Origin of the sequence: Agrobacterium sp. Azo12, from assembly GCF_029193765.2 — a bacterium.
Classification (GTDB): domain Bacteria; phylum Pseudomonadota; class Alphaproteobacteria; order Rhizobiales; family Rhizobiaceae; genus Agrobacterium.
This window is the reverse complement of the sequence record NZ_JARFYO020000001.1, coordinates 1,703,569-1,726,937: the sequence shown is the minus strand read 5'-3', so window position 1 is coordinate 1,726,937 and position 23,369 is coordinate 1,703,569. Positions and strand designations below refer to the sequence as shown.

16 protein-coding genes are annotated in these 23,369 nt (G+C 56.4%); 6 read left to right on the top strand and 10 right to left on the bottom strand.

Translation table 11 applies throughout. The features are described 5' to 3' along the window. Positions 1–41 precede the first annotated feature (41 nt). Positions 42–1,484: an alkaline phosphatase gene (locus tag PYL13_RS08055; protein ID WP_275640963.1), complete on the bottom strand. Its 1,443-nt coding sequence runs from the start codon at positions 1,482–1,484 to the stop codon at positions 42–44. Between the two features lie 163 nt (positions 1,485–1,647). Here PYL13_RS08055 and gpt point away from each other — a divergent pair, with 163 nt between their 5' ends. Then, positions 1,648–2,148, top strand: a complete 501-nt coding sequence (gpt, locus tag PYL13_RS08050; RefSeq protein ID WP_275640962.1) for a xanthine phosphoribosyltransferase — start codon at positions 1,648–1,650, stop codon at positions 2,146–2,148. Positions 2,149–2,213: 65 nt separating this feature from the next. Here the strand turns inward: gpt and soxR are convergent, their stop codons facing one another. After that, entirely contained in the window at positions 2,214–2,681 is a 468-nt protein-coding gene (gene soxR / locus PYL13_RS08045) for a redox-sensitive transcriptional activator SoxR (protein ID WP_275640961.1), read from the bottom strand. A 65-nt stretch (positions 2,682–2,746) separates the two neighbouring features. Between soxR and PYL13_RS08040 the strand changes: the two genes are divergently transcribed. The 3 genes from PYL13_RS08040 (at position 2,747) to PYL13_RS08030 (ending at position 9,161) form a co-directional block, all read left to right on the top strand. Continuing rightward, positions 2,747–3,322, top strand: a complete 576-nt coding sequence (locus PYL13_RS08040; RefSeq protein ID WP_275640960.1) for an NADPH-dependent FMN reductase — start codon at positions 2,747–2,749, stop codon at positions 3,320–3,322. Next, positions 3,322–4,491 carry an MFS transporter gene (locus tag PYL13_RS08035; RefSeq protein ID WP_275640959.1) on the top strand — a complete coding sequence of 390 codons (1,170 nt, stop codon included), beginning with the start codon at positions 3,322–3,324 and terminating at the stop codon, positions 4,489–4,491. Before PYL13_RS08040 ends, PYL13_RS08035 begins: the two co-directional genes overlap by 1 nt. An 866-nt stretch (positions 4,492–5,357) precedes the next feature. Next, the gene (locus tag PYL13_RS08030) at positions 5,358–9,161 is read left to right on the top strand and encodes a vitamin B12-dependent ribonucleotide reductase (protein ID WP_275640958.1); all 3,804 of its coding nucleotides are present in this window, start codon (positions 5,358–5,360) and stop codon (positions 9,159–9,161) included. A 185-nt stretch (positions 9,162–9,346) separates the two neighbouring features. On the opposite strand, the gene PYL13_RS08025 is transcribed toward PYL13_RS08030, so the two are convergent. Further along, positions 9,347–11,650 (bottom strand): P-loop ATPase, Sll1717 family, encoded by a 2,304-nt coding sequence (locus tag PYL13_RS08025; RefSeq protein ID WP_275640957.1) that lies wholly within the window; start codon positions 11,648–11,650, stop codon positions 9,347–9,349. A gap of 603 nt (positions 11,651–12,253) precedes the next feature. Between PYL13_RS08025 and PYL13_RS08020 the strand changes: the two genes are divergently transcribed. After that, a complete protein-coding gene (locus PYL13_RS08020; protein ID WP_275640956.1) occupies positions 12,254–12,931 on the top strand; it encodes a FadR/GntR family transcriptional regulator in 678 nt (225 codons plus the stop codon). Continuing rightward, a complete protein-coding gene (locus tag PYL13_RS08015; RefSeq protein ID WP_275640955.1) occupies positions 12,928–14,259 on the top strand; it encodes a CynX/NimT family MFS transporter in 1,332 nt (443 codons plus the stop codon). The genes PYL13_RS08020 and PYL13_RS08015 overlap by 4 nt, the downstream gene beginning before the upstream one ends. A 165-nt stretch (positions 14,260–14,424) precedes the next feature. Here the strand turns inward: PYL13_RS08015 and PYL13_RS08010 are convergent, their stop codons facing one another. From PYL13_RS08010 to PYL13_RS07980, 7 genes are all read right to left on the bottom strand, one after another. Further along, the gene (locus PYL13_RS08010; RefSeq protein WP_275640954.1) at positions 14,425–15,714 is read right to left on the bottom strand and encodes an NtaA/DmoA family FMN-dependent monooxygenase; all 1,290 of its coding nucleotides are present in this window, start codon (positions 15,712–15,714) and stop codon (positions 14,425–14,427) included. A gap of 21 nt (positions 15,715–15,735) precedes the next feature. Further along, on the bottom strand, positions 15,736–16,659 hold the full coding sequence (locus PYL13_RS08005; RefSeq protein WP_275640953.1) for a hypothetical protein: 924 nt from the start codon (positions 16,657–16,659) through the stop codon (positions 15,736–15,738). A gap of 11 nt (positions 16,660–16,670) precedes the next feature. Further along, positions 16,671–17,921 carry an acyl-CoA dehydrogenase family protein gene (locus PYL13_RS08000; protein ID WP_192487641.1) on the bottom strand — a complete coding sequence of 417 codons (1,251 nt, stop codon included), beginning with the start codon at positions 17,919–17,921 and terminating at the stop codon, positions 16,671–16,673. A 159-nt stretch (positions 17,922–18,080) separates the two neighbouring features. Further along, a complete protein-coding gene (locus PYL13_RS07995; RefSeq protein WP_275640952.1) occupies positions 18,081–19,064 on the bottom strand; it encodes an ABC transporter permease in 984 nt (327 codons plus the stop codon). Positions 19,065–19,067: 3 nt separating this feature from the next. Continuing rightward, complete coding sequence (locus PYL13_RS07990; protein ID WP_275640951.1) at positions 19,068–20,000, bottom strand: ABC transporter permease; 933 nt, start codon at positions 19,998–20,000, stop codon at positions 19,068–19,070. Continuing rightward, positions 19,990–21,603: a dipeptide ABC transporter ATP-binding protein gene (locus PYL13_RS07985; protein ID WP_275640950.1), complete on the bottom strand. Its 1,614-nt coding sequence runs from the start codon at positions 21,601–21,603 to the stop codon at positions 19,990–19,992. Before PYL13_RS07985 ends, PYL13_RS07990 begins: the two co-directional genes overlap by 11 nt. Before the next feature lie 4 nt (positions 21,604–21,607). Continuing rightward, positions 21,608–23,365 (bottom strand): ABC transporter substrate-binding protein, encoded by a 1,758-nt coding sequence (locus tag PYL13_RS07980; RefSeq protein WP_192487637.1) that lies wholly within the window; start codon positions 23,363–23,365, stop codon positions 21,608–21,610. Between the last annotated feature and the right edge of the window lie 4 nt (positions 23,366–23,369).

The following is a 23,369-nucleotide window of genomic DNA, read 5'->3' as shown; positions in this document are numbered from 1 at the left end:
GGCAATTTTGCCGCCCTTTTCCATTGTTATCTGCCGTTTGATCAGTTGGTCTTCTGGTCAACGGTGATGCCGAGCGCGGCAGCAGACGCGCGGAAGATGTCGGTGTTATCAACGTAAACCTGGCTTGCAGCAGGAACGTGGTAACGGGCCAGACCATCATGCGGCTTGGCATTCTTGGTGAAAAAGTCCGAACCATTACCCTTGGCAAAAACCGGAACCAGCTCGCGTGTGTGGGTGTCGGAGTTCCAACGCACCAGCGGCATGGCGCCAGCGCCCTGGTTGATGATGTCGGAATAGGCTTTGTTATCGGAATCCGGTCCCTGCAGCAGGCCATTGCCATGGTCGGTGGTGACGATAATCATGGTTTCATCGAAAGAGCTGTTTTCTTCAATCCATTTGACGGCCGCTTCAACGGCTTCGTTGAATTCGATCTGCTCTTCAATGATGCGTGGCAGGTTGTTGGCATGGGCTGCCCAATCCACCGCGCCGCCCTCGACCATCAGGAAGAAACCGTCTTCATCCTTGGAGATTAGGTTCAGGGCTGCCTTGGTCATGGTGGCCAATTCAGGCTGGTTCTCCAGCTTGTCGCCAAAACCAACGCCGCTGCGGTTGAACTGGGTGGTCGCGTTGTTCTGAACGGTGCCGATGACCTTGGTCTTGTCACCGAGGTCAAGCGAACCGGCTGCCAGAGCTTCAAAGTCAGCCTTGGTTTCAATCAGCTTGTAGGCGGTTTCGCCAGATGTCAACTTGTCCCAGGTGTCTTTGCCGCCAACGTAACGATAGGCCTTGTCATCATTTGGCTCGACTGCCTTGCCATTATTGTCGAACAGCGGGTGGCCGGACCCCATGACAACGGTTGCGAGACCGCTTTCAACGATTTCCTTGCCGAGGGCGGCATATTCATTGCGGCTTGCATTATGGGTAAGGAACCCGGCCGGTGTTGCATGGCTCCACTGAACGCTGGTGACAACACCAAGGGCGCGACCGCTTTCAACGACATATTCGCCAATGTGCTTCAGCTTCTCGTCGTTGTTCGACCAGTTGATGGCGTTGTTGTAGGTTTTTACGCCGCTGGCCAGAGCCGTGGCAGCGGCAGCACTGTCTGTGTAATAAGCGCGGGTATAGTCATATCCGGTGAAATAACCGGGATAGTTACCAAGCGAACCTTCAAACACGCTGTCAGACTTTTCCGACTTCCAGAGTTCGGCAGGATCGAACGTCACGGTGCCTTCGGCAGATTTGGTCGGGGTGTTGGAAGTGTTGAGCGGATGCGTGGACGAGAACACCTTCACGTCGAAATCGTCATACACTTCATGGCCCAGCGCGCCGTGACGATAATAGCTGGCGGCGTGCCATGTGTTGATCCCTGCGCCATCCGAAATCAGCAGAATGACGTTCTTTGCCGGCTTATCCTGCGCAAAGACAGGCGTCGTCAAAGTTGTACCAATCACCAATGCGGCGACAAATTTGCTAAAAATACGCATTTTTTCTTCTCCTGCGGGAATTAGGAAACAGGAAAGCAGCTAGTGTAATTTTATAACAGCTGTGTGAAACGAACCAGTCGACCTGTGGAAAGCTTGATTTTTCAGCGGTGTTGCCGCTATTAGCGAAAGCCATCAACACAACACGCTCATGGTGGCTTTTCTCATGTCTTCTCTCCCCGATAAAGCTTTCCCCGTTTCATGGGATCAATTCCACAGAGATGCGCGCGCACTTGCATGGCGCCTCGCAGGTCTGAACCAGGATTTCCGCGCTATCGTCTGTATTACGCGCGGCGGTCTGGTACCTGCCGCAATCATTTCGCGCGAACTGAACATCCGTCTCATCGAGACGGTTTGCATCGCTTCTTACCATGATTACGTCAATCAGGGTGAGATGAACCTGCTGAAGGGCATTTCGCCTGAACTGACCACCGAACAGGGCAAGGGCATTCTGGTGGTGGACGATCTGACCGACACCGGCAAGACCGCTTCTGAAGTGCGCGAAATGTTGCCACAGGCGCATTTTGCCTGTGTCTACGCAAAGCCATCAGGCGTGCCGATGATCGACACCTTCGTGACAGAGGTCAGTCAGGACACCTGGATCTATTTCCCATGGGACATGGGCTTTTCCTATCAGGAGCCGATTGCCAAGGGTTCGCGCGGCTGATCCGCGTTATTTCGTGTCATTCCATGACATCTCAAAAGGCTGCGCTTGGCGCGGCCTTTTTTGTGTCAGCCATTCGGCTCCAGCAGCACCGGACCAACACTGTTTTTACCCAGCACGTCACCGGGGTTGCGCAAGGGACATTCATCGGTGGACAGACAGCCGCAGCCGATACAGCCGGTCAACTGGTCGCGCAGCCGTGTCAGCCGGGCAATACGGTCATCGAGGTCTGAGCGCCAATCCGCCGCCAATCGCTGCCAATCCTTCGAATTGGGTGTTCGCTCATCCGGCAATGCGCCAAGCGCACCCTGTATTTCCTTGAGTGGAATACCGGCACGTTGCGCAACCTTGATAATGGCGATGCGGCGCAGCACATCACGCCCGTAGCGTCGGTGGTTAGCACTGGTGCGCCAGCCCTTGATCAGCCCTTCCGCCTCATAAAAATGCAAGGTGGACACGGCAACACCGGCGCGTTCCGCCACCTCGCCCACACTCAAGTCCCGCATAATCGGCAATTGCCGAAGTTTTTTTGTCATCACTATTGACCTCAACCTTACTTGAGGAATTACCACACGGATTATTCAACACCAAAGGATTTTCCATGACTGACAAAACACTTTCCATCCGCGTCATTATTGGCAGTGCCCGCTCCGTGCGTTTTGCAGATGTGATGACGGCCTGGGTCAGTGAGCAACTGGCGGCAATGCCGCATATCAAGGTTGAGGTGCTGGACCCGCGTGAACTGAACCTGCCGCAAGGACATTGTATGGATGTGGAGCCGGCGAAGAAACTGCGCAAGAGCCTCAACTCTGCCGATGCCTTCATCGTCATCACGCCGGAATATAATCGCAGCTACACTGGTGCGCTTAAGATCCTGATCGATTCCGCCTATGATGAATGGAACGCAAAACCCGTCGGTTTTGTTTGTTATGGTGGAATTTCCGGCGGGCTTCGCGCCGTCGAGCAGCTTCGTCCGGTGTTTTCGGAACTGCATGCGGTGACCACGCGTGACGTCGTGAGCTTTGCCAATCCCTGGAAAAACGTTGGCCCGGATGGACGGCTGGATGCCGGCGCCTCTGCGACAACGGCGTTTGAGACCATGATGACCAAGTTGCAATGGTGGGCCTACACGCTGAAACAGGGACGTGAGGTGACGCCTTACCGAAAGACTGCATAATGAAAGAGCACAGCCTTGCCCTGAAGGGCACCTTGTTGTTCGTGGCGACCCTGACCATCATGGCCGGCACCACGGTGGCACCTTCCCTTCCCGCCATTGAGCAGACATTTGCCGATACTGAGCATGTCGCGCTTTTGAGCCGCATGGTGTTGACACTGCCGGCGATATTCGTGGCGATGTCGGCACCCATTGCCGGCATTCTGGCAGACCGGTTTGGCCGTAAAAAGCTGCTGGTCATCAGCATGGTGCTGTATGGCCTCTCCGGCATGTCCGGCCTTCTGGCGGACAATCTGTTTTTCCTGTTGGTGGGCAGAGCCGTACTCGGGTTGGCGATTGGCGGCATCATGACCGTTGGCACCACGCTGGCAGGCGATTATTTTACCGGCACCGAGCGGGAAAGCTATCTTGGCCTGCAACAGGCGTTCACACAGTTTGGCGGTGTTGCCTTTGTGGTGACCGGCGGCATTCTGGCCGATATTCACTGGCGGGTGCCTTTTGCGATCTATGCCGCCTCGTTCCTTATTCTGCCTGCAGTGCTGGCATTTCTCAGCGAGCCAGCCAAAAAGACAGCACCATCAGGCTCTCTGGCAAAAACTGCGGTTTCCGCAAACTGGTCGCACGTGCTGTTGCTGGCACTGGCGACCTATCTGATCAATGTGCTGTTTTACACCGTGCCATCACAGCTGCCGTTTTTCCTGCGGCATCTGGAGATCAACAGTGCCAGCGCCATCGGCTATGCCATTGGCACCTTCAATCTGGCCGGCGCCCTTGTTGCTATGAGCTTTGGCCTGTTGCGATCGCGTTTGGCGGTGCCTGGCATTCTGGCAGGTGGGCTTGCTCTCATGGCAACCGGCTTTCTGATGCTTGCGCAGGCAAGTGGCATGGTTTCGGCACTGGTTGCGCTGTGTGTGCTCGGCACCGGACTTGGCGTGGTGATGCCCAGCATCATGTCGCTGACAATCAAGATCGCACCACCTGCCCTGCGCGGCCGCATTGCAGGACTGGTCACGGCGTCGATGTTTCTCGGGCATTTCACATCACCGCTTGCCAGCCAACCCTGGATCGGCTGGTTTGGTTTTGCGGCGCTTTACCGCGATATCTCCATTGCATTTGCGGCCATGGCTGTCATCGCCGTCGCCACCGTTACCCTGCGGCGCAGGACGGCGTAACATATCTGCCCTCAGGACACGCGTTCTGAGGGCATTTTTCTGCAGACGAAATATCCATAGATCCGGCCCAGTCCCTAGCCCTAGTGGTGCTGAGAGAATCAGCCAACCACAGCTGCGACAAAAAAATGTGCCCGCCCGCAAAATATTGTTTGAGACGAATGTAATGGGCAGCCACGGCAAAGTGTGGTGCTTTTGGTGACAGACAAGCGAAAACTTCACTTATCTGCGCTTTTCTGGACAGATCGTCATTTTCGCGGTTTTTGGCAAAAAACTGGGGATGGAATTGCCGTCAAAAATAGCTGTAACAAAATGTGACATTTTAAAGATAGCCCAGTAAATAGGGCTTTTCGCGAGTTCACGTGCAGTAAGTCGCTGTGGACAATGTTTCAGCAATCCGCGCCAAGTATCTGAAATTTATAGCAGGTTTTGCTTTCCCCGTTTTCCACAGCCTCCCCACACAATATCTTGTGGTTAACAAGAGGTTGCAAACTAAGGCTTGACGGAATCACTGCAAATCTCGAAAGTAGCAAACATGTTGCGGCGGTAACTGAATCGGTGAACGAGGCCGGTTCTTTTCAGTTTCAGTACACGCGTTTGTCTGCGTTTCGGCCATGAGAGGCATGGAGCGTGAGACTTTTTGTGATCTGAATTTACCGCCGTAAATATGATGCGGGGACTGGTAGCAAGAAACTGTTAATACTATATATAGTATGCTTGCAGCCGAAATCACCACGAGATACAGGATGGCCATCTACGGATGAACATCCCATTCAGATCGGCAACACCCGGCTGCGCGCGATAACGCGAAGTCGGACCGGATTATTGCGCCCCCTTGACGGGCGCCAATTGGACGAGGAACGAACACAATGCGCATTGAACGCCGCTTCACGAAGCCAGGCCAATCGCCTTACGCGGAAATCGACTTCCGCAAGGCCGTCAGCGAAATTAAGAACCCGGACGGTTCTATCGTTTTCCGTCTGGCGGATATCGACGTTCCCGCGCAGTTCAGCCAGGTTGCGACCGACGTTCTGGCGCAGAAATATTTCCGCAAGGCTGGCGTTCCGAAGTTCCTGAAAAAGGTTGAAGAGAACGACGTTCCGTCTTTCCTGTGGCGTTCGGTTGCCGACGAGAAGGCCCTGAAAGAACTGCCGGAAGGCGAGCGTTACGGTTCTGAGACTGATGCGCGCCAGGTGTTTGACCGTCTGGCCGGTACATGGGCCTACTGGGGCTGGAAGGGCAAATATTTCTCGTCCGAAGAAGATGCTCTCGCCTTCCGTGACGAGCTTGCTTACATGCTGGCCAGCCAGCGCGTCGCGCCAAACTCTCCACAGTGGTTCAACACCGGTCTGCACTGGGCTTATGGCATTGATGGTCCTGGCCAGGGCCACTTCTATGTTGACCCGTTCACCGGCAAGCTGACCAAGTCCAAGTCTTCTTACGAACATCCGCAGCCACATGCCTGCTTCATCCAGTCCGTTGAAGACGATCTGGTCAATGAAGGCGGCATCATGGACCTGTGGGTGCGTGAAGCCCGTCTGTTCAAATACGGCTCCGGTACCGGTTCCAACTTCTCCTACCTGCGTGGCGAAGGCGAAAAGCTTTCCGGCGGTGGCAAGTCTTCCGGCCTGATGAGCTTCCTCAAGATCGGTGACCGCGCAGCTGGCGCCATCAAGTCCGGCGGTACGACCCGCCGTGCGGCCAAGATGGTGGTTGTTGATGTCGACCACCCGGACATCGAAGCCTATATCGACTGGAAGGTGAAGGAAGAGCAGAAGGTTGCTGCCCTCGTTACCGGTTCCAAGATTGTTGCCAAGCACCTCAAGGCCATCATGAAGGCCTGCGTGAACTGCGAAGCCGACAACGGCGATTGCTTCGACCCTGCGAAGAACCCTGCCCTGAAGCGCGAAATCCGCGCTGCCAAGAAGGATCAGGTCGCAGAAAACTACATCAAGCGCGTTATCCAGTTTGCCCAGCAGGGTTACAAGGACATCGAGTTCAAGACCTACGATACGGACTGGGATTCGGAAGCCTACCTGACCGTTTCGGGCCAGAATTCCAACAACTCCGTTTCGCTGAAGGATGACTTCCTGCGCGCCGTTGAAAATGACGGTGACTGGAACCTGACGGCACGCCGCGACGGCAAGGTCATGAAGACCCTGAAGGCACGTGACCTGTGGGAAAAGATTTCCCATGCCGCATGGGCATCGGCTGACCCAGGCCTGCACTTCAACACAACGATGAACGACTGGCACACGTCGCCAGCTGCTGGCCCGATCCGCGCGTCCAACCCTTGCTCGGAATACATGTTCCTTGACGATACGGCCTGCAACCTTGCCTCGTTGAACCTCATCCAGTTCAAGGATGCGGCCACCAAGCGCATCAACATTGCAGACTACGAACACGCCGTTCGCCTGTGGACCGTTGTTCTCGAAGTGTCTGTCATGATGGCTCAGTTCCCATCGCGCCAGATTGCTGAACGGTCCTACGAATACCGCACGCTTGGTCTCGGTTACGCCAACATCGGCGGCTTCCTGATGTCTTCGGGCATTCCGTATGACAGCGACGAAGGCCGCGCCATTGCCGGTGCTCTGACCGCGATCATGACCGGTATTTCCTACGCCACGTCTGCTGAAATGGCTGGCGAGCTAGGTCCGTTCCCGGGCTTTGCACCAAACCGCGACAACATGCTGCGCGTTATCCGTAACCACCGCCGCGCCGCCCACGGTCTGGCCTATGGTTATGAAGAGCTGTCGGTAAACCCGGTTGCCCTGATCCACGCAGATTGCACCGACCCTGATCTCGTCACACATGCCATGGCAGCCTGGGACAAGGCGCTGGAGCTTGGCGAACAGCACGGCTACCGCAACGCCCAGACCACGGTTATCGCGCCAACTGGCACGATCGGCCTCGTCATGGATTGCGACACAACCGGTATCGAGCCTGACTTTGCGCTGGTAAAGTTCAAGAAGCTGGCCGGCGGCGGTTACTTCAAGATCATCAACCGCGCTGTTCCGGAATCCCTGCGTTCGCTCGGTTATTCCGAAAGCCAGATTGCTGAAATCGAAGCTTACGCTGTCGGTCACGGCAACCTCAACCAGGCACCGGCCATCAACCCGACCACGCTGAAGGCCAAGGGCTTCACCGATGAGAAGATTGAAGCCGTCAATGCTGCACTGAAGAGCGCGTTCGACATCAAGTTCGTGTTCAACCAGTGGACACTCGGTGCGGACTTCCTGAAGGACACGCTGAAGGTTTCCGACGAGCAGCTGTCCGACATGAGCTTCAACCTCTTGGAGCACATGGGTTTTGCCAAGAAGGACATCGAAGCAGCAAACGTTCACGTTTGCGGTGCGATGACGCTGGAAGGTTCGCCGTTCCTCAAGAACGAAGATCTGGCCGTGTTCGATTGCGCCAACCCATGCGGCAAGATCGGCAAGCGTTACCTCTCGGTAGAATCCCACATCCGCATGATGGCTGCTGCCCAGCCATTCATCTCCGGTGCGATCTCCAAGACGATCAACATGCCGAATGATGCAACGGTTGAAGATTGCGGTGCAGCCTACATGCTGTCCTGGAAGCTGGCGCTGAAGGCCAACGCCCTTTACCGCGATGGTTCCAAGCTGTCGCAGCCGCTCAATTCCTCGCTGGTTGAGGATGAGGACGACGAAGACGCACTGGAAGAGCTGATGCAGCAGCCAGTTGCGGCACAGGCCGTCACCATCACCGAAAAGATCGTTGAGCGTGTTGTCGAGCGTGTCAGCCGCGAGCGTGAAAAGCTGCCGAACCGTCGTCAGGGTTACACCCAGAAGGCTGCTGTTGGTGGTCACAAGGTTTACCTGCGCACCGGCGAATTCGGTGACGGTCGCATCGGCGAAATCTTCATCGACATGCACAAGGAAGGCGCTGCTTTCCGTGCGATGATGAACAACTTCGCCATCGCCATCTCGCTCGGCCTGCAATATGGCGTGCCACTGGAAGAATATGTGGAGGCCTTCACCTTCACCAAGTTCGAACCGGCTGGCATGGTTATTGGCAACGACGCGATCAAGAACGCAACCTCGATCCTCGACTACGTGTTCCGCGAACTCGCCGTGTCCTACCTTGGCCGTCACGATCTGGCGCATGTCGACACGTCGGACTTCTCCAACACGGCACTCGGCAAGGGCATTCAGGAAGGCAAGACCAACCTGGTTTCCACTGGCTGGACCCGCGGTTACAAGCCAACGCTGGTTTCCAACAGCGAACGCGCTTCCTCCGAGCCGAAGGGTGCAGCAACAGCGGCGCCTGCGCGTGCCTCGGCAAGCGTGACCTCGTTCAGCGGCAGCGCCGTGCGCAAGCTGGAAGTGGCAACCGCCGTTTCCACCTCTGAAATCGTCGCCTTCAAGCGCGATTACGAAGAGCGCGCCAAGGAACTGGCGGAAGAGATTGCCGAGGAATCGCTGGCAACCGAGACCGAACAGGCAGCAACTGCCCTCTTCTCCGACAAGGCCGCTGCCGACGCAGCATCTGCCAAGACGGAAGCCAAGAAGGTGGAAAATGAACGCCGCATGCGCTCGATTGCTCAAGGCTACACCGGCAACATGTGCTCCGAGTGCCAGAACTTCACCATGGTGCGTAACGGCACCTGCGAGAAGTGCGACACATGCGGCGCGACAAGCGGTTGCAGCTGATCAGTTCGCAATAGCGATGTGAAAACAGAAGCCCGGCGTTAAGCCGGGCTTTTTTCGTGTGTGGTGGGGTGATGGATTACGTTAGGCGAACAGATAACTGCACTTGCGACAAAACCACGTCATCCAGAAAGCAATAAGCTTCTATGAAATTCGATCGTAAGTCCAAGGCTTATCAATTGCATAAATTAGAAGTTGAGACCTGCGTGGAAGGCTGGGTTGAGCACGTAAACCAAGTCATCTTTCGCCTTCGTGATCAAGACGCCAATAAGTTTCATGTCGTATGCGACATCGAAGACAAACTTAGGAGCATTGCCACCAATTTTCACGCCAAGGAATCCATAGTACAACATGAAGTTCGTCACGCTCTCTAGCAACTCATCGGGAATGCCCCCACCAAGAAGTATTCTCCTCAGATGCTCTGAAGTGAAAGTCTCACCTTCGCCAATGAAATGATAAATGAGGTTTGTATCACTGCCAATGATGTCGGTGAGCTCTTGATCTGCCTCAGTTATTAAGTCCAGCGAATAGGCTTTCAACCCCTTTTCGAAATCGACCTCCTCGATCCTAGCTCGCCCCATTCCGACCGCAAAACCGCGGCAGTGGCTGAGGAGCTTGATCAGATTTCGCGGACGCATAAGAGAGCGATCAATAAGAAGTTGGCTAGTCTCTTCACCTTGGAAATGAGAAATGCAAATTTGCGCCCAAACCCGCTCAAATGGCGTAGATTCCGGTAATGAGGTGTGGATAAGGCGCTTGCGCAACATTTCGCGGAGTAAATCTGCGTCTGTCCAATCAAGTGTTGCTCGGCTCTCCTTGCCATAGTCTGCTGAGGCCTCAACGAGAAGCTGGTATACGTCATTCCGAACAAACACGACGCAATTAAAATCGTGTCGCTCAGACTGCATCTGTCGCTGGATTTTACGTGCAGCGTCGATCAAGCCTCTTAGAATCAAGATGTCGTCGTCTGTCAGTCCATGTGATGACCAACCTTTATCGAGGTTGTCAAATAGCACCCATACGCTTTCTTTGACACTCAGATAGTCCGAAAGTGCTTTTCGGATGTCACGAATGTTATGCTTGTGAATGAGTTCTGTAACCTCTGCAGCTGTTAAACGTTGATCCGACGTGGTTCCAAAACGCTTCTGAAACGACGTTGCTAAATCGCGCGACAGACCAAGAAGACGCTCAGAGAAATCCCCCTCTCCCGCAGCCCCACTTTTGTAAATTTCTTGAAGGTTGTTGTATAGATCATAGAGGCGGGGATCTCTAAGATGTCGATCTTGGTCTTTCTCGAGAAGTTTGTAGCAAATCTCCAAATAGAAAACATATTCGAATAAAGCCGTGATCAAATGCATTCTCGCTCCATCAGCGAGATAATCGAGAACATCCTCCTTGAGACGGATGAGCTGATATCCTTCAGGCTTCAAATCAACAACTATATTCTGGACGTTGTTTCGTTTGGCGTTCCGAAGCTGCGAGAACAATGCGGTTTTGCCAGCGCCCTTGCGCCCTACCACCAAATTGACTTCACCACGGGACGCTCGCTGGAACTGATCAGTTCGCAAATAATAACCGCCGAGGGTCTGAAACTCATTCTCCGCAACTGGGTCACCGATAGACATTTCGGCGAGAAAATTTCCCTTAGGAAGAGGTAACGGATCGCCGTCTTGAAGTCGCTCTGTTACATCCAAGGCAAACTCACCAATAATCTCGGTGATAAGATCATCGGAAGCGAGAGTCTTAACAATATCTCGGACATCCAAGGGAGCGGGGCCAGTTCGCGGTTGAAGTATGGTAGTAAGTTTCCCCATACCAAGTGCCAAACCACTTACGAAGGCTGCTCTAATATTGTGAACCTCGGCATCTGCGAAATCAACAGGAAGAAGCGTAACGATCGCACCAAAACAAGCTGAGACATCATCAATAGCCTGCGATGCCGATAGCCGAGGATCGTCTGATGGCATATAAGCCCTAAAACCAAGCCGAGCTTTTTTAATTCGGCTAATTATTGCAAGCTCGGAAGAGTTCGACTGCGGCGTCCTTAGTAGGTAGACTGGAGTTTTTGCGTTAAGAACCGTTCTCAAAGGAATTGGGTTACTACCGTCAAATTCAGAGATTAGCTTTCTGAGATCGTCCTGATCAGCGTAAGACTGAAACCCCAAGGTATCGAAAATACCAATCTTGTCGATTAAGTCGCCGGTTCTACGAAAATTTGAGTTCCTAGTAAGATAAACACGCTTTCCTAGGCCGATCGCATATCCAATCTCGAAAGTTACATTGAAGTTCAACATCGTGATATCGGCGATGAGAAAATCAGTGTCTTTAATACCGTCGAAAATAGGTGACGTCAGCGGACGCCCACAGATTTCATTCTCCTCCCAAAGCTGGATATCAAGCACACGACCACTTTTGGCGATTTGATCTTTTGCAGAACGAATTACCTTGATAACCTCAGGTTGAGACGATGGGTAAGCAAAAAACGATTTCATTAAGATCTCCCTCGATACGTTTGTATAGAGGGAGCAAGAAAAATACTACCTTTTCGCGAATTTTCTTCTTACTTCCCGCAAGAAAAACACTGACAAAAATGGCGGTTTTCACGCCAACCCTTAACAAATCAGTTCGAAGCTAGCCAACTGGTGATGATTTGCGATGTCTCATTGTGTTGGCTGGGATAAGACCCTTAGTAGTCGACATAGAGGGGGCAATTAAGATCGAAACCTCCAACGCAAATCCCTCTCTCACCTGAAGAATCTATGACTTAGCAAGCTAAGACCATGGTTTTTCTTCCTCTCCCACAAGGGTAGAGGTAGGGGCGCCGAGTGACGCTCCGATCTCCCTCATTCCCGCACTTGTTGCGGGAATCTAGTCATCCCCATTCCTGGGGATGGTAGAGTCTCTTCGTCACGCAGACGCGTGACGACTGGATGCCTGTGACATCCCTCGGGTCAAGCCCGAGGACGAGGCATGAGGAGCATTTGTTGAGCCGTCAACGTCAAACAATTGACGGTATCCACACCCCCACCTTGATGATTGACAAAACAGATGCGCAGGCATAATCCAAAGTCATCAGATGACTTTATGATTAGATCATGCAGAACCTTGAAAAAATAAGCCTGACGGAACGTGCTATCAACGCCATTCGCAGCGAGATCATCGCCGTGCGCTGGCAGGTTGGCGAGAAGCTGCCCAACGAGACCACCCTGTCTGAGATGCTGTCGATCAGCCGCGGAACGGTGCGCGAAGCTGTGCGCGTTCTGGTGGCTCAAGGGCTGCTGGAGACCAGACAAGGCTCCGGCACCTATGTGCTGTCAACCACCGACATGGCGGCACCGCTGACACAGGCACGCAGAGCAAGTTTGCGCGACCAGTTCGAGGCGCGTTGCGCCCTTGATGTCGAGGCCGCACGGCTGGCCGCCATCCGCCACACACCTGAAATGATTAGCGAACTGCGGCGTCTATTGGCCGAGCGCGGCAATTATTCCGGTGGCGACAAGACACAGTTCATTGCCCGCGATCTGGCGTTTCACCGGGCGGTGATAGCCGCGTCGTGCAATCAGGCGATGATCGAAATCTACAATTTCTTCTCTTCCTCCATCACCGAGACCATTGAAGCGACGCTTGATGAGGAAGTTCCCGAACCCGACATGCAGGCCCATGCCGACATTGTCGATGCCATAGAAACGGGCGATGCCGACAAGGCTGCCGCCGCGGTGCGGCGCTTTATGGCGCCCGTCTTTTCCACCCTTGATCGATTGCTGCTTTCATGAATTCTCATTCCCCTACCCCAACTCACGCCACTGCCGCTCATCCTGCGCAGACGCTTGAAAATACGCTTGCAGAGACACTGGAACCGCTTGGCGAAACCCTAGTTGATGCCGAGGTGGACATTGTTCCGCCGCCGGCACCACCGGCATTCAGCACAATGGGCCGTGTCATTCTTGGTGCCAGCCTGGTGCTGATTGCCTTTAACCTCAGGCCGGTGTTTTCCAGCGCCTCCGCCCTGCTGCCGGAAATTCGCTCCGAGCTTGGACTGTCTGCCCTTGGTGCCAGTCTGCTGACCACGCTTCCCGTGGTTTGCCTTGGTGCATTTTCGCCTTTTGCACCGCGCTTGGCACAGCGTTTCGGTTCCGAATGGACGCTGCTTGGCGTGTTGCTGCTGTTGTCGCTTGGCACCGCCTTGCGCGGTCTGTCATCAATGCCACTGCTGTTCATCGGCACGGCACTGGCCGGTGCCTGCATTGCCGTTGGCAATGTGTTGTTGCCGGGTCTGGTCAAACGGGACTTCCCCAAACAGGCAGCCTTGATGACCGGCCTTTATACCATGGCGCTGTGCGCCGGTGCGGCGGGCGCGGCCGGCCTGACCCTGCCACTGGAAGCCATGCTCGGCGGCTCGATGAATGCCGCACTTGCGGCCTGGGCGCTTCCTGCACTGGTGGTTGGTGCCATCTGGCTGCCGCAGGTGTTTATGGTCAAGCGCGGCGCGGTGCGCAGCGGCTTTCGTGTGGAAGGCCTGTGGCGCGACAGGCTGGCGTGGAATGTTACCCTGTTCATGGGATTGCAGTCGGCGTTGGCCTACAGCGTGTTTGGCTGGCTGGTCCCGATCCTCAGGGATCGCGGCCTTGACGGTGTGACCGCCGGGGCCGTGGTATCAATATCGGTCATGGTGCAGGCCGCCGCCTGCCTCGTTGTTCCGCATATTGCCGTGCGTGGCAAAAACCAGTCCATCATCAACGTCACACTGTGCGCATTGGCAGTTGGTGCCCTGATCGGTCTGCTGTTTGCGCCGCTTTCAACCGTGTGGATCTGGGCGGTTATTCAGGGTGTCGGCCAAGGTGGGCTGATTGCAGCCGCCATGACAGTAATTGTTCTGCGCTCAGGTGATGCACATGTCGCGGCCCATCTCTCTGGCATGGCGCAATGCGTGGGTTATCTGCTGGCGGCAACCGGGCCTCTGATTGTCGGTTTCATCCGCGGCTGGACCGGCAGCTTTGCCGGCTGCGCCATCCTGTTTGTGGTGATTGGCACCATCGCTGCCATCAATGGCTGGTTTGCCGGACGCAATGGTCATGTGGGCGCCAGAAGTGTGGCGACCTGAAAACTAATGGGACTATGGAGCGTGCCTCACACTCCCTCTTCCCTGTGCTTGTCACACGGACCCAGTCATCCCAAGTCTTTGGGATGAAAAGACCCTTTCCGCCGCGCAGACGCGCGGCGACTGGATGCCTGTGACAAGCACAAGGCATAAGGAAAACCAGCGTCCTCAAAAAGCCAGAGTGGGTGACGCCGCCTTGAAGTGATCCCGCAACGTTTCGGTTTCATATTCGTGGCGATAGAGGCCACGCTTGCGCAAAATTGGCACCAGCTCGTCTGCTATAACCGGCAGGCCATCGATCAGCCGATCCGGCTGCAGGTTAAAGCCATCGATGGCGCCGGCATGGAACCAGTCCTCAATGTGGTCGGCCAGCTGTTCGGGCGTGCCGACAAACCCGGCATGGCCCGACCCGGTGTAACGGGTTTGCTTGAGATATTCACGCACCGTCGGGTTGGTTTTACGGATTTGCGTGATGATGGACTCACGAAAACCGATGCTGCCAAGGAAGGTCTTGGCGTCCTTGATCGGACCCAGAACTTCATCGGGAAACGGCTCGTCCAGGTCAAGTTTCGAGGCATCGTAACCGATGGCCTGCGATAGCCAGCCCACTGAATAGGATGCCGGACCGGCGTCATGGATTTCATCGCTACGACGACGCGCCTCCTCTTCCGTGCTGCCGAGGCTCAGCAACAGACCCGGCAGAATTTTCACATCGTCCGGCGATCGGCCATTGTCGCGGGCAAATCCCTTGACCAGACGATAATGCTCGATGGCCTGCGCCTTGGTCAGTTCTGCGGCAAACACACCTTCCGCGATGCGGCCTGCCAGTGTGCGGCCCTGCGGCGAGCCACCGGCCTGAAAGATGATTGGCTGGCCCTGTTTGGATGGTGGCACACGCAGGCGCCCGGAAATATCGAAGAACTCGCCGTGGTGATCAATGTCGCGCCCGTCAGCCGCAGACGCCCACAGCGCCCGAACGACGTCGACAAATTCGCTGGCCCGCTCATAGCGGTCATCACGGGCTGGAATGTCTGAAATGCCGAAGTTGCGCGCCGCCGGCACACCACGGGTGGTCACGACATTCCATGCCGCACGTCCACCCGTCTGGTGGTCCCAGGACAAGAAGCGCTCGGCCAGTTCAAACGGATCGTTGAAGGTTGAAGAGGCCGTTGCCACCAGACCGACACGAGAGGTCGCGGCCGCCACATGCCCCCAGTTGACCGACGGTTCCAGCCGTACCGGATTGGCATCATAGGCCGGGTCACCGAGCAGCGGACCGTCTGCCAGAAACAGCGCGTCCAGCGTGCCACGCTCTGCGGTCTTGCCAATATTTTCCCAATAGGCTGGATCAATGAAGGCATCCTTTTCCAGCAATGGGGTTTTCCACGCCGCCGGAAGATATCCGAGAACCAGCACGTTGATGCCGAGCAGGACGTGGCCAGATCGTTTGTTTGTCATCTGAAATGTCTCCAATACCGTCTACAGAGAGACGTGAGGTTTTGGCGCCGGAAACGCGGGGCGCACCGTCGATGGCAGCGGTCGTGGCGCCGAAAGGTCGAGGGCGTCTCGCAGCGAACCGCCAGGCGGGGTTGGTGCAAAACCATCCGCAAGCCAGCGCTCGGCCACATCCAGCAACTCCCGCACCGATTGCTCGTTGCCTGCTTTCAACACGACACCAGACACAGCTTCGGTGGGAGGCGTCTCTCCCAGGGAAACGACAGGCACGGTACCTGCGCCACCCAGCACCAGCTCAATCGGGTTATCCTCTCCCGCTGGCGGTGCATTCGCTTTCGTGTGGCCATACCAGGCAATGACGGAGGCACCGGTTTGTGGTTCCGGCGCGTTGAGCGGCCCGGCAATCGAAAAGCTGTTGGCGATATCGACATGCACGATACGATCGGACTGTACGAGAATGCCGCTGTCGCGATCACCGATAATGGAATCATGCGGCCAGCTTTGCTCCAGAGCCCGCACTGCAACGGCTGTGTCATAGGCTGTCTTTGCATTCAGCTGCGCGCCACCGCCAAGCCCTGCCCCGCCCCATGCCGGAGCATCTTGTGGACCCTCCGGCGCATAGGCATCGCGAATGCCGACAAGCAGACCACTTCGCCCACCGGAGAGATGGGCAAGCGACGCGACACGGCGTGCCAAATTATAGGGGTGGTCACGTTGTGGCGCGGCGGCAATCAGGAAACGGCCGTTTTCGGTCGCGCCTGCCAGCGTGGCGCCGGCAGCACTGCTGGCCAGGGTGACGGATGCAGGTTCGCTGCCGTCAATGCGGTCGATGCCAAGCACCGTGAATGCAACTGGCAAAGCATCCCAACGCGACAGAAGTTCACGACTGCCGGTCAGCTCAAGCAAATGCGGCCCGGCCAGTGCAAGGGCAAGATAGGGTTTCGTCATCGTGTCGCTCCTCAGTTGCCCTGCCCGCCACGACCAAGCCGCGCGATGCTCGACACCGGAGACTTGTCGTTGACCAGATAGTCACCGAGGATGCGCGCCTTGTAGGCAACCGGATTATGCGACGCCAGAGTGCGGGCATTGCGCCAGTGGCGGTCAAGCGCGGTTTCCTCCGATGTTGCCGAGGCACCAAGCGCGTTGAACACATGGGTAGCAGCATAAAGCGTGCTCTCGACGATGGCGATCTGCGCCTGCGCAACAGCCACTTCGCTGGCCGTTGCGCGCTGGTCACGCAATTCGACATTGCCCACCGCATGGGCGGCGGCAATCAGGTCAAGCGAACTGGCGGCACGGCGAAGTGCCGCTTCGGTCGTAAAGGCCCGCACCGAAACTTCACCGATAACCTGCAGCAACTGCGCATCCTGTGCGGGCACCGGATCAAGTCCCTGCGGGTAATTGCGGCCGCGGGATTTGAGCGCCTTGATACCATCGCGCAGCACAGCACGGGTAATGCCGGTCAGAACGGCCAACAGCGCCGTCTGGTAAAAATGCCCTTGATAGACAACACGTTCGCTGGCCGGAAAGACATCCCCCTCATGCGCCACGACATCCTTGTAAACCGCACTGCCGCTGGCCGTCGTGCGCTGGCCAAAACCAGGCCAGTCATCCGTCAGTTCAACGCCAGGCTGGTGGCGGTTGACGAGTGTGGTGATCAGCGTGCCTTCGGCATCCTTGCCGATGACATCCAGCCAGTCGGCATAAAGGCTGCCGGTGGCATAAAACTTCGCGCCGGAGACCCGGTAATGGTCATCGGTTTTGGTGACCGTGGTCTTGATGGTGGCATAGGTGCCGTTATTGGCTTCCGTCCAGCCGCCACCGACAAATTCACGGTCGCGGAAACGCTTCAGCCAACGCTCATTGGCGGCGGATGGCCGTGCATTGAGGCGGTCTTCGACAAAGGCCAGATGGTTGCGCCAGATATGGGCGACATTGGCGTCTGCTTCTGCCAGCAGGGCCAGCAGGTAAAACACCTGTTCCAGCGAGGCGCCAAAACCGCCAAACTCCATTGGCACACGCACCAGAGCGAAATCGGCATCCTTCAGCCACTGCACCTGTTCAAATGGAAAGGTGCGGTTGCGCTCACGCTCAATACTGCCTTCGGCAATACGGTCAAACACCGGCTGGAAGCGCTCGACAAGCGTCTCTTCCCGAGCAGTTGCGGGGCGCAAATAGGTGCGGGAAAGCGTTGCATCCACTGCGGTCATGTCATTCTCCTTCATGATGGCGCAACATCAGGAAAAGATGCTGCGCGAATGTCTGTTGTGTTGGCGACGGGCCTTGAAGGCCCATCTGCATAATTGTCGGGTTTGAGCGGCACGGGCTGCCATCAGCGCGTCGAACAGGACTGGCCAGGTCACGCGGCGTCACGCCGGATCACGCCATTGCGCGACCAAATCAACGGTCAGGGTGCACACCACGAAGACGGATGCGGCAAAGATCGTCGTACCGATAACCAGCGGGAAATCGCCATCCAGCGCAGCTGTGATCGCCATGCGCCCAATGCCGTCGAGGCCGAAGATCGTTTCGGTGACGATGGCGCCACCCATGATGACGGCAAGCTCAAGCCCACCCAGCGTGATGATCGGATTAAGGGCTGCCTTCAACGCGTGCGACAGGTAGATCCTGCTTTCACTCAAGCCCTTGGCACGGGCGGTGCGGATGTGATCCTGGCCGAGCACGTCGAGCATGCCTGCCCTGACGATGCGCTGGAAAATGCCGATTTCGGCGATCGCCAGCGTTGCCCATGGCAGGATAAGGTGCCTTGCCCATTCCAGCGGATTTTCCGTCAACGGCACGTAACCACTGCTCGGAAACCAGCCGTAGCCGTGGTTGGTCAGCTGGTAGAAAAAGAAATAGGAAATCAGGATCCCGCTCAGAAAAGTCGGAATGGACAGGCCGACATAGGCGAAAAAAGCCAGTACATGGTCGATGAAGCGGCCATGCCACCGGGCGGCGACAACGCCTGAAATGATCGATATCGTCATCCAGATGACCAAAGCACCCAGTGCCAGCGAGATCGTCACCGGCGCCTTGGCCAGAATGAGGTCGGTAACCGGTGCCTGTTTGCGGAAAGAAAACCCAAGCGCCGGTGGCCAGTGCATCAACCCCATCGGCGCGCCCTGAATGTCGGGCCCGCGGAACAGGTAATACCACAGCTGGTCATACCATGGTTCGTTGAGACGCAGCGCCCGCGCCACGCCGTCTATGGTTTCCTGCGTGGCGTTGCGCGGTGCCAGCATGGCGGCCGGATTACGGTAGGCAATACGGGTGATGAAAAACGACAGGATCAGCACGATGACGAGTGTCGAGGCGGACCGAAACACGGTGGAAAGAAGGTTTCTGGTCATGGATTACAAACGCCTTTGATGCGGATCGAGCACGGTTCTGAGCCCGGAACTCATTGTATTGAAGCCGACCACGGTGAGAAAAAGGGCAAGTGCGGGGCCGGCCAGAAACCAGGGCTGGTCCTGATAAAGCGAGGTGCGCTGCGCCTCGGCAATCATGTTGCCCCAGCTTGGCATCGGAGCTTGAATACCAACCCCGAGAAAGGACAGCGTCGCTTCGGCCACGATGTTGGCCGGAAGCTGCACGGCCCAATAGACCAGCAGGGTCGGCAGGATGTTGGGCAGGATATCGAGACAGATGATACGGGCTTTTGAAGCGCCAGAAACCAGCGACGCCTCAATCATCGGGCTGGAGCGCAGTTCCAGAACCATGCCACGCGTCAGGCGGGCAAAGTAGGTCCAGGAAAACAGCGCAATAACCAGAATAACGACAATCACAGGCGAAATTACCGGCATGCCCTGCTCGCCCCTGTTCAAAGACAGCAGGCTGAGCGCCGTGACAACAAACGGAAACGACATGGCGACATCAATGGCCTGACTGACGATCCGGTCGACACGACCGGCGAGAAAACCACTGATCATGCCAATCAACGTTCCGATGATCATCGCTGCCGTGGTGGCGGGAATGCCGACCAGCAGTGAAATCTGCGCGCCGTAAAGCGTGCGCACAAACACATCACGACCGTTGCCATCTGCCCCCAGCGGAAAGGCCCAGGATGGTCCAACCGGCAGGCCCATCTCATCCAGCGCCACATCCGGAAACAGGTCCGTCGGGCCATGCCCGGTCAGATAGGCAGCCAGAGGTGCCAAGACGGCCGCCACCAGCACGGCAAAGACGATAATTGCGCCAACCCGCACGCTGCGTTCACGCCACAAGACAGCGGCAAATTCCGGCAACCAGTGACGGCGCGGTGCCTCTTCGATAACATCAACCGACATAGGACACGGCCTTCACCACTGTATTGACGGGTTGCCGTTTGCCGCCGGGCATCGAGGCCAGCAAACGCTTTGTGTAGGCGTGCTCTGCCCGCTCGAAGATGCGCCTTGTCGGGCCGGCCTCGACGATATGCCCCTTCTCCAGCACAATGACGCGGTCGCACAATTCACCGACCACACCGAGATCGTGCGAAATGAACAGAAAGGAAATTCCCAGCCGGTCGCGCAACCGGCGCAGCAGTTCGACGATCTTGGCCTGTGTGGTGATATCGAGCGCCGACACCGGCTCATCCGCCACAACAAGCGACGGGCGCGAGGCAATTGCCCGTGCAATGGCCACCCGTTGCCGCTGACCGCCTGAGAGCTGTGAAGGGAAACGCGTGGCAATGGCCTCCGGTAGCTCCACCTCTGCAAGCAACTGGAGGACCTGTTGGCGCAGGCGCGTGCGGTCCCGTTCACCGGCAATCACGAAACTGTCGCCAAGAATGGCTTCAACGCTTCGCCTGGGGTTGAGGCTGGCGTAAGGGTCCTGAAAAACCACCTGAATGTCGCGGCGCGCTGCACCGGTCAGCGTGGTCGGCCGCCCGGCCCTTGCGTAATTGACGCCGGACAACGCGATAGAGCCATCATCGGGCCGGTCAAGACCGGCAATCAGCCGACCAATGGTTGATTTTCCCGACCCGGACTCACCGACCAGCCCTAGAATTTCGCCCTTGGCGATCGAAAACGTGACGTCCTCCAGCACCGGCTGGCCTGCAACGAAAGAACGGCTGAGACCGTCCACATCAATCAGCGACTGGGCGGAGCTGACGGCCGGTGGCTGCGTATAATTTCTGGGACCGTCCAGCCGCGCCGCACTCAACAATTCGCGCGTATAGGCATGTTTCGGTGTTGTATAGATCGCATCGGCAGCGGCACGTTCGACCACAAGACCGTCTCGCATCACCACCACAACATCGGCGATATCGGACACGACAGCCAGATCATGGCTGACGAAGACCAGTGCGGTACCGTGCCTTTCCTGCAGACGTCGCAGCAGATCAAGAATGGATGCCTGAACAGTGACGTCGAGCGCCGTGGTCGGCTCATCGGCGATGATCAGGCCGGGGTTGAGCGCAATGGCAATGGCAATCATCACGCGCTGGCGCATACCGCCCGAGAGATGGCGCGGATAATCATCCAGCCGCTTTTCCGGGTTTGAAATTTCAACGTCGTGGAGAAGCCCGAGAACACGCTCGCGCTTCTCCTTTTTGCCGATGGATCGGTGCGCCGATATCGCCTCACCGATCTGGTCGCCAATCGTCTTGAGTGGATGAAGGTTGCTTAGCGGGTCCTGAAAGATAAAGCCGATCTCAGCCCCTCTTATCTTCCGTAACGCCGCCGGTGACGCGCCCAGTATCTCCCGCCCCCGGTAGAGAACACTGCCGCGAACCTTTGCCGAGGCTGGCAGGAGGCCAGCTGCCCCCAGCAGGCTGGCACTCTTGCCCGATCCGGACTCACCGACGATTGCCAGCGTCCTTCCCGCTTCGACATCAAATGATACGCCTCTGACAGCCTCGACGGTGCCAAAACGAACCTGCAAATCGTGAACGGAAAAGACGCTCATCGGACTAGTTCTTCACAGCGATGTTGGTGATGTCGGCCTGAACAGCCAACGACGACCATGCCCAGTGGGTGATGCGATCAGAGGTGATCGCGATCTTGCGCTTTTCAAACAGCGGGATCCACGGAATGTCGGCAGAGACGATCTTGTCGGCCTTGGTCCAGATCGGACCTGGATTGTCCGACGGGAATGCCTCAGCTGCCAGCTTGTTGAGTTCGGCATTGCTGTAGCAGATCGAGTTGACGTTGCCCGTGCCGCATGGCGAGGCATCCGAGTTCAACCAACCGCCGAGAAGCATACGGGTGCTTGGTCCCTGCCAATCTGGCGCAAACTGGCCACCAAGCGAGATGTCCCATCTGCTTTTGGCATCCTGGATGAAGGCGTACCACTGGGTCGGTGGAACCGGGATGAGGTTCAGCTCGATACCGGCTGCAGCCACATCTTCCTTCACCGCAACGGCAATCGCCTCAAACTGGGCTGTGGTGCGGTAGATGGCATCAAACTTCACGCCATTGGGATAACCAGCCTTGGCAAGCAATTCCTTGGCCTTTGCCGCGTCACCCTTGTTGCCTTCGGTTGGATAAGGATCAAACGCCTCATAACCGAGAATGGTCGAGGTGATGATCTGCGACAGCGGCACGGCGGCAATCGGGCCACCCTGAACCTGCACGAGGTGGGCGCGGTTGACGGCATAGGTCAGCGCCTGGCGCACTTCCGGCTTTCTCAACGCATTGGCACCGTCGCTCTGTGCTTCCGGGCGAGCATTAAAGGTGATGAAGTTGGCCGCGCCGCTGTTGGACGAATGCAGCTGTTCCGCCTTCTGGGTTTGGAAACGTCTGATCGCGGTTCTTGGCGGCGTGTCGAGATAAAGCGAAAGATCCGCCTCACCTGCCTCAATCTTCTGGACGATGCTGTCTTCGCTATTGGCGGTAAAATCAACGACGATCTCATCGACATAGGCTTTGCGGGCCTCGTCACTTTCCGGCTTGAAGTTCTTGGCCTTTTTCAAAACCAGCTTCTGGCCGTCCTGATAGCTATCAACGTAATAAGGACCGCTGGACGGGAAGTTCTTGCGGAACTCGGCTGAGTCAGGGAAATATTTCGATGCGACTTCCGGTGGCAGTGGCGACACGAAGTTCATCGAGAGAATGTTGAGGAAGTCGTAGTTCTTCGAATCCGACTTGATGACCAGCGTCTTGTCGTCAGGGGCGCTGACGCCAGAGATTTCGTGGGCGTCGATGAAGGCCTTGGTTGCAGCGAGATCACCGGTCGGAACCTTGGCAAATTCTTCGCAATAGGCCTTGAAGCCTGAGATCGCCAGGTTGAAGTAGTTGATGGCGGCAACCTGCTTGTTCGGATCACAGAAGCGCTTGATATTGTAAACGAAATCGCCTGCTACAATCTTGCGGTCAATTGGTCCGGAAAAGAAGACGTCGTCTTTTAGATGAAAGGTGTAGGTCTTGCCTTCATCAGACACGTCCCAGGACTTGGCAAGGTCAGGCACCAGCTTTGTATCGTCCTTGATGTCAGTGGATGCGCCGGGATAGGTGACCAACTGGCGGGTAACGGCACGCAGGATTTCCCAGGAATCCGTGCTGTAACCGGTCAGCGGATCGAACGCATCGAGATCCGCCTGCAGGGAAGCAATGCGCAGCGTACCGCCATATTGCGGCTCACTTGCCAGCGCCTGTCCCCCAAGCGCAACGATAATGGCAAGGCTCGACGCAACACGTCCCAGTGCTGAGCGGTGAGAATGAGATTTCATGGGA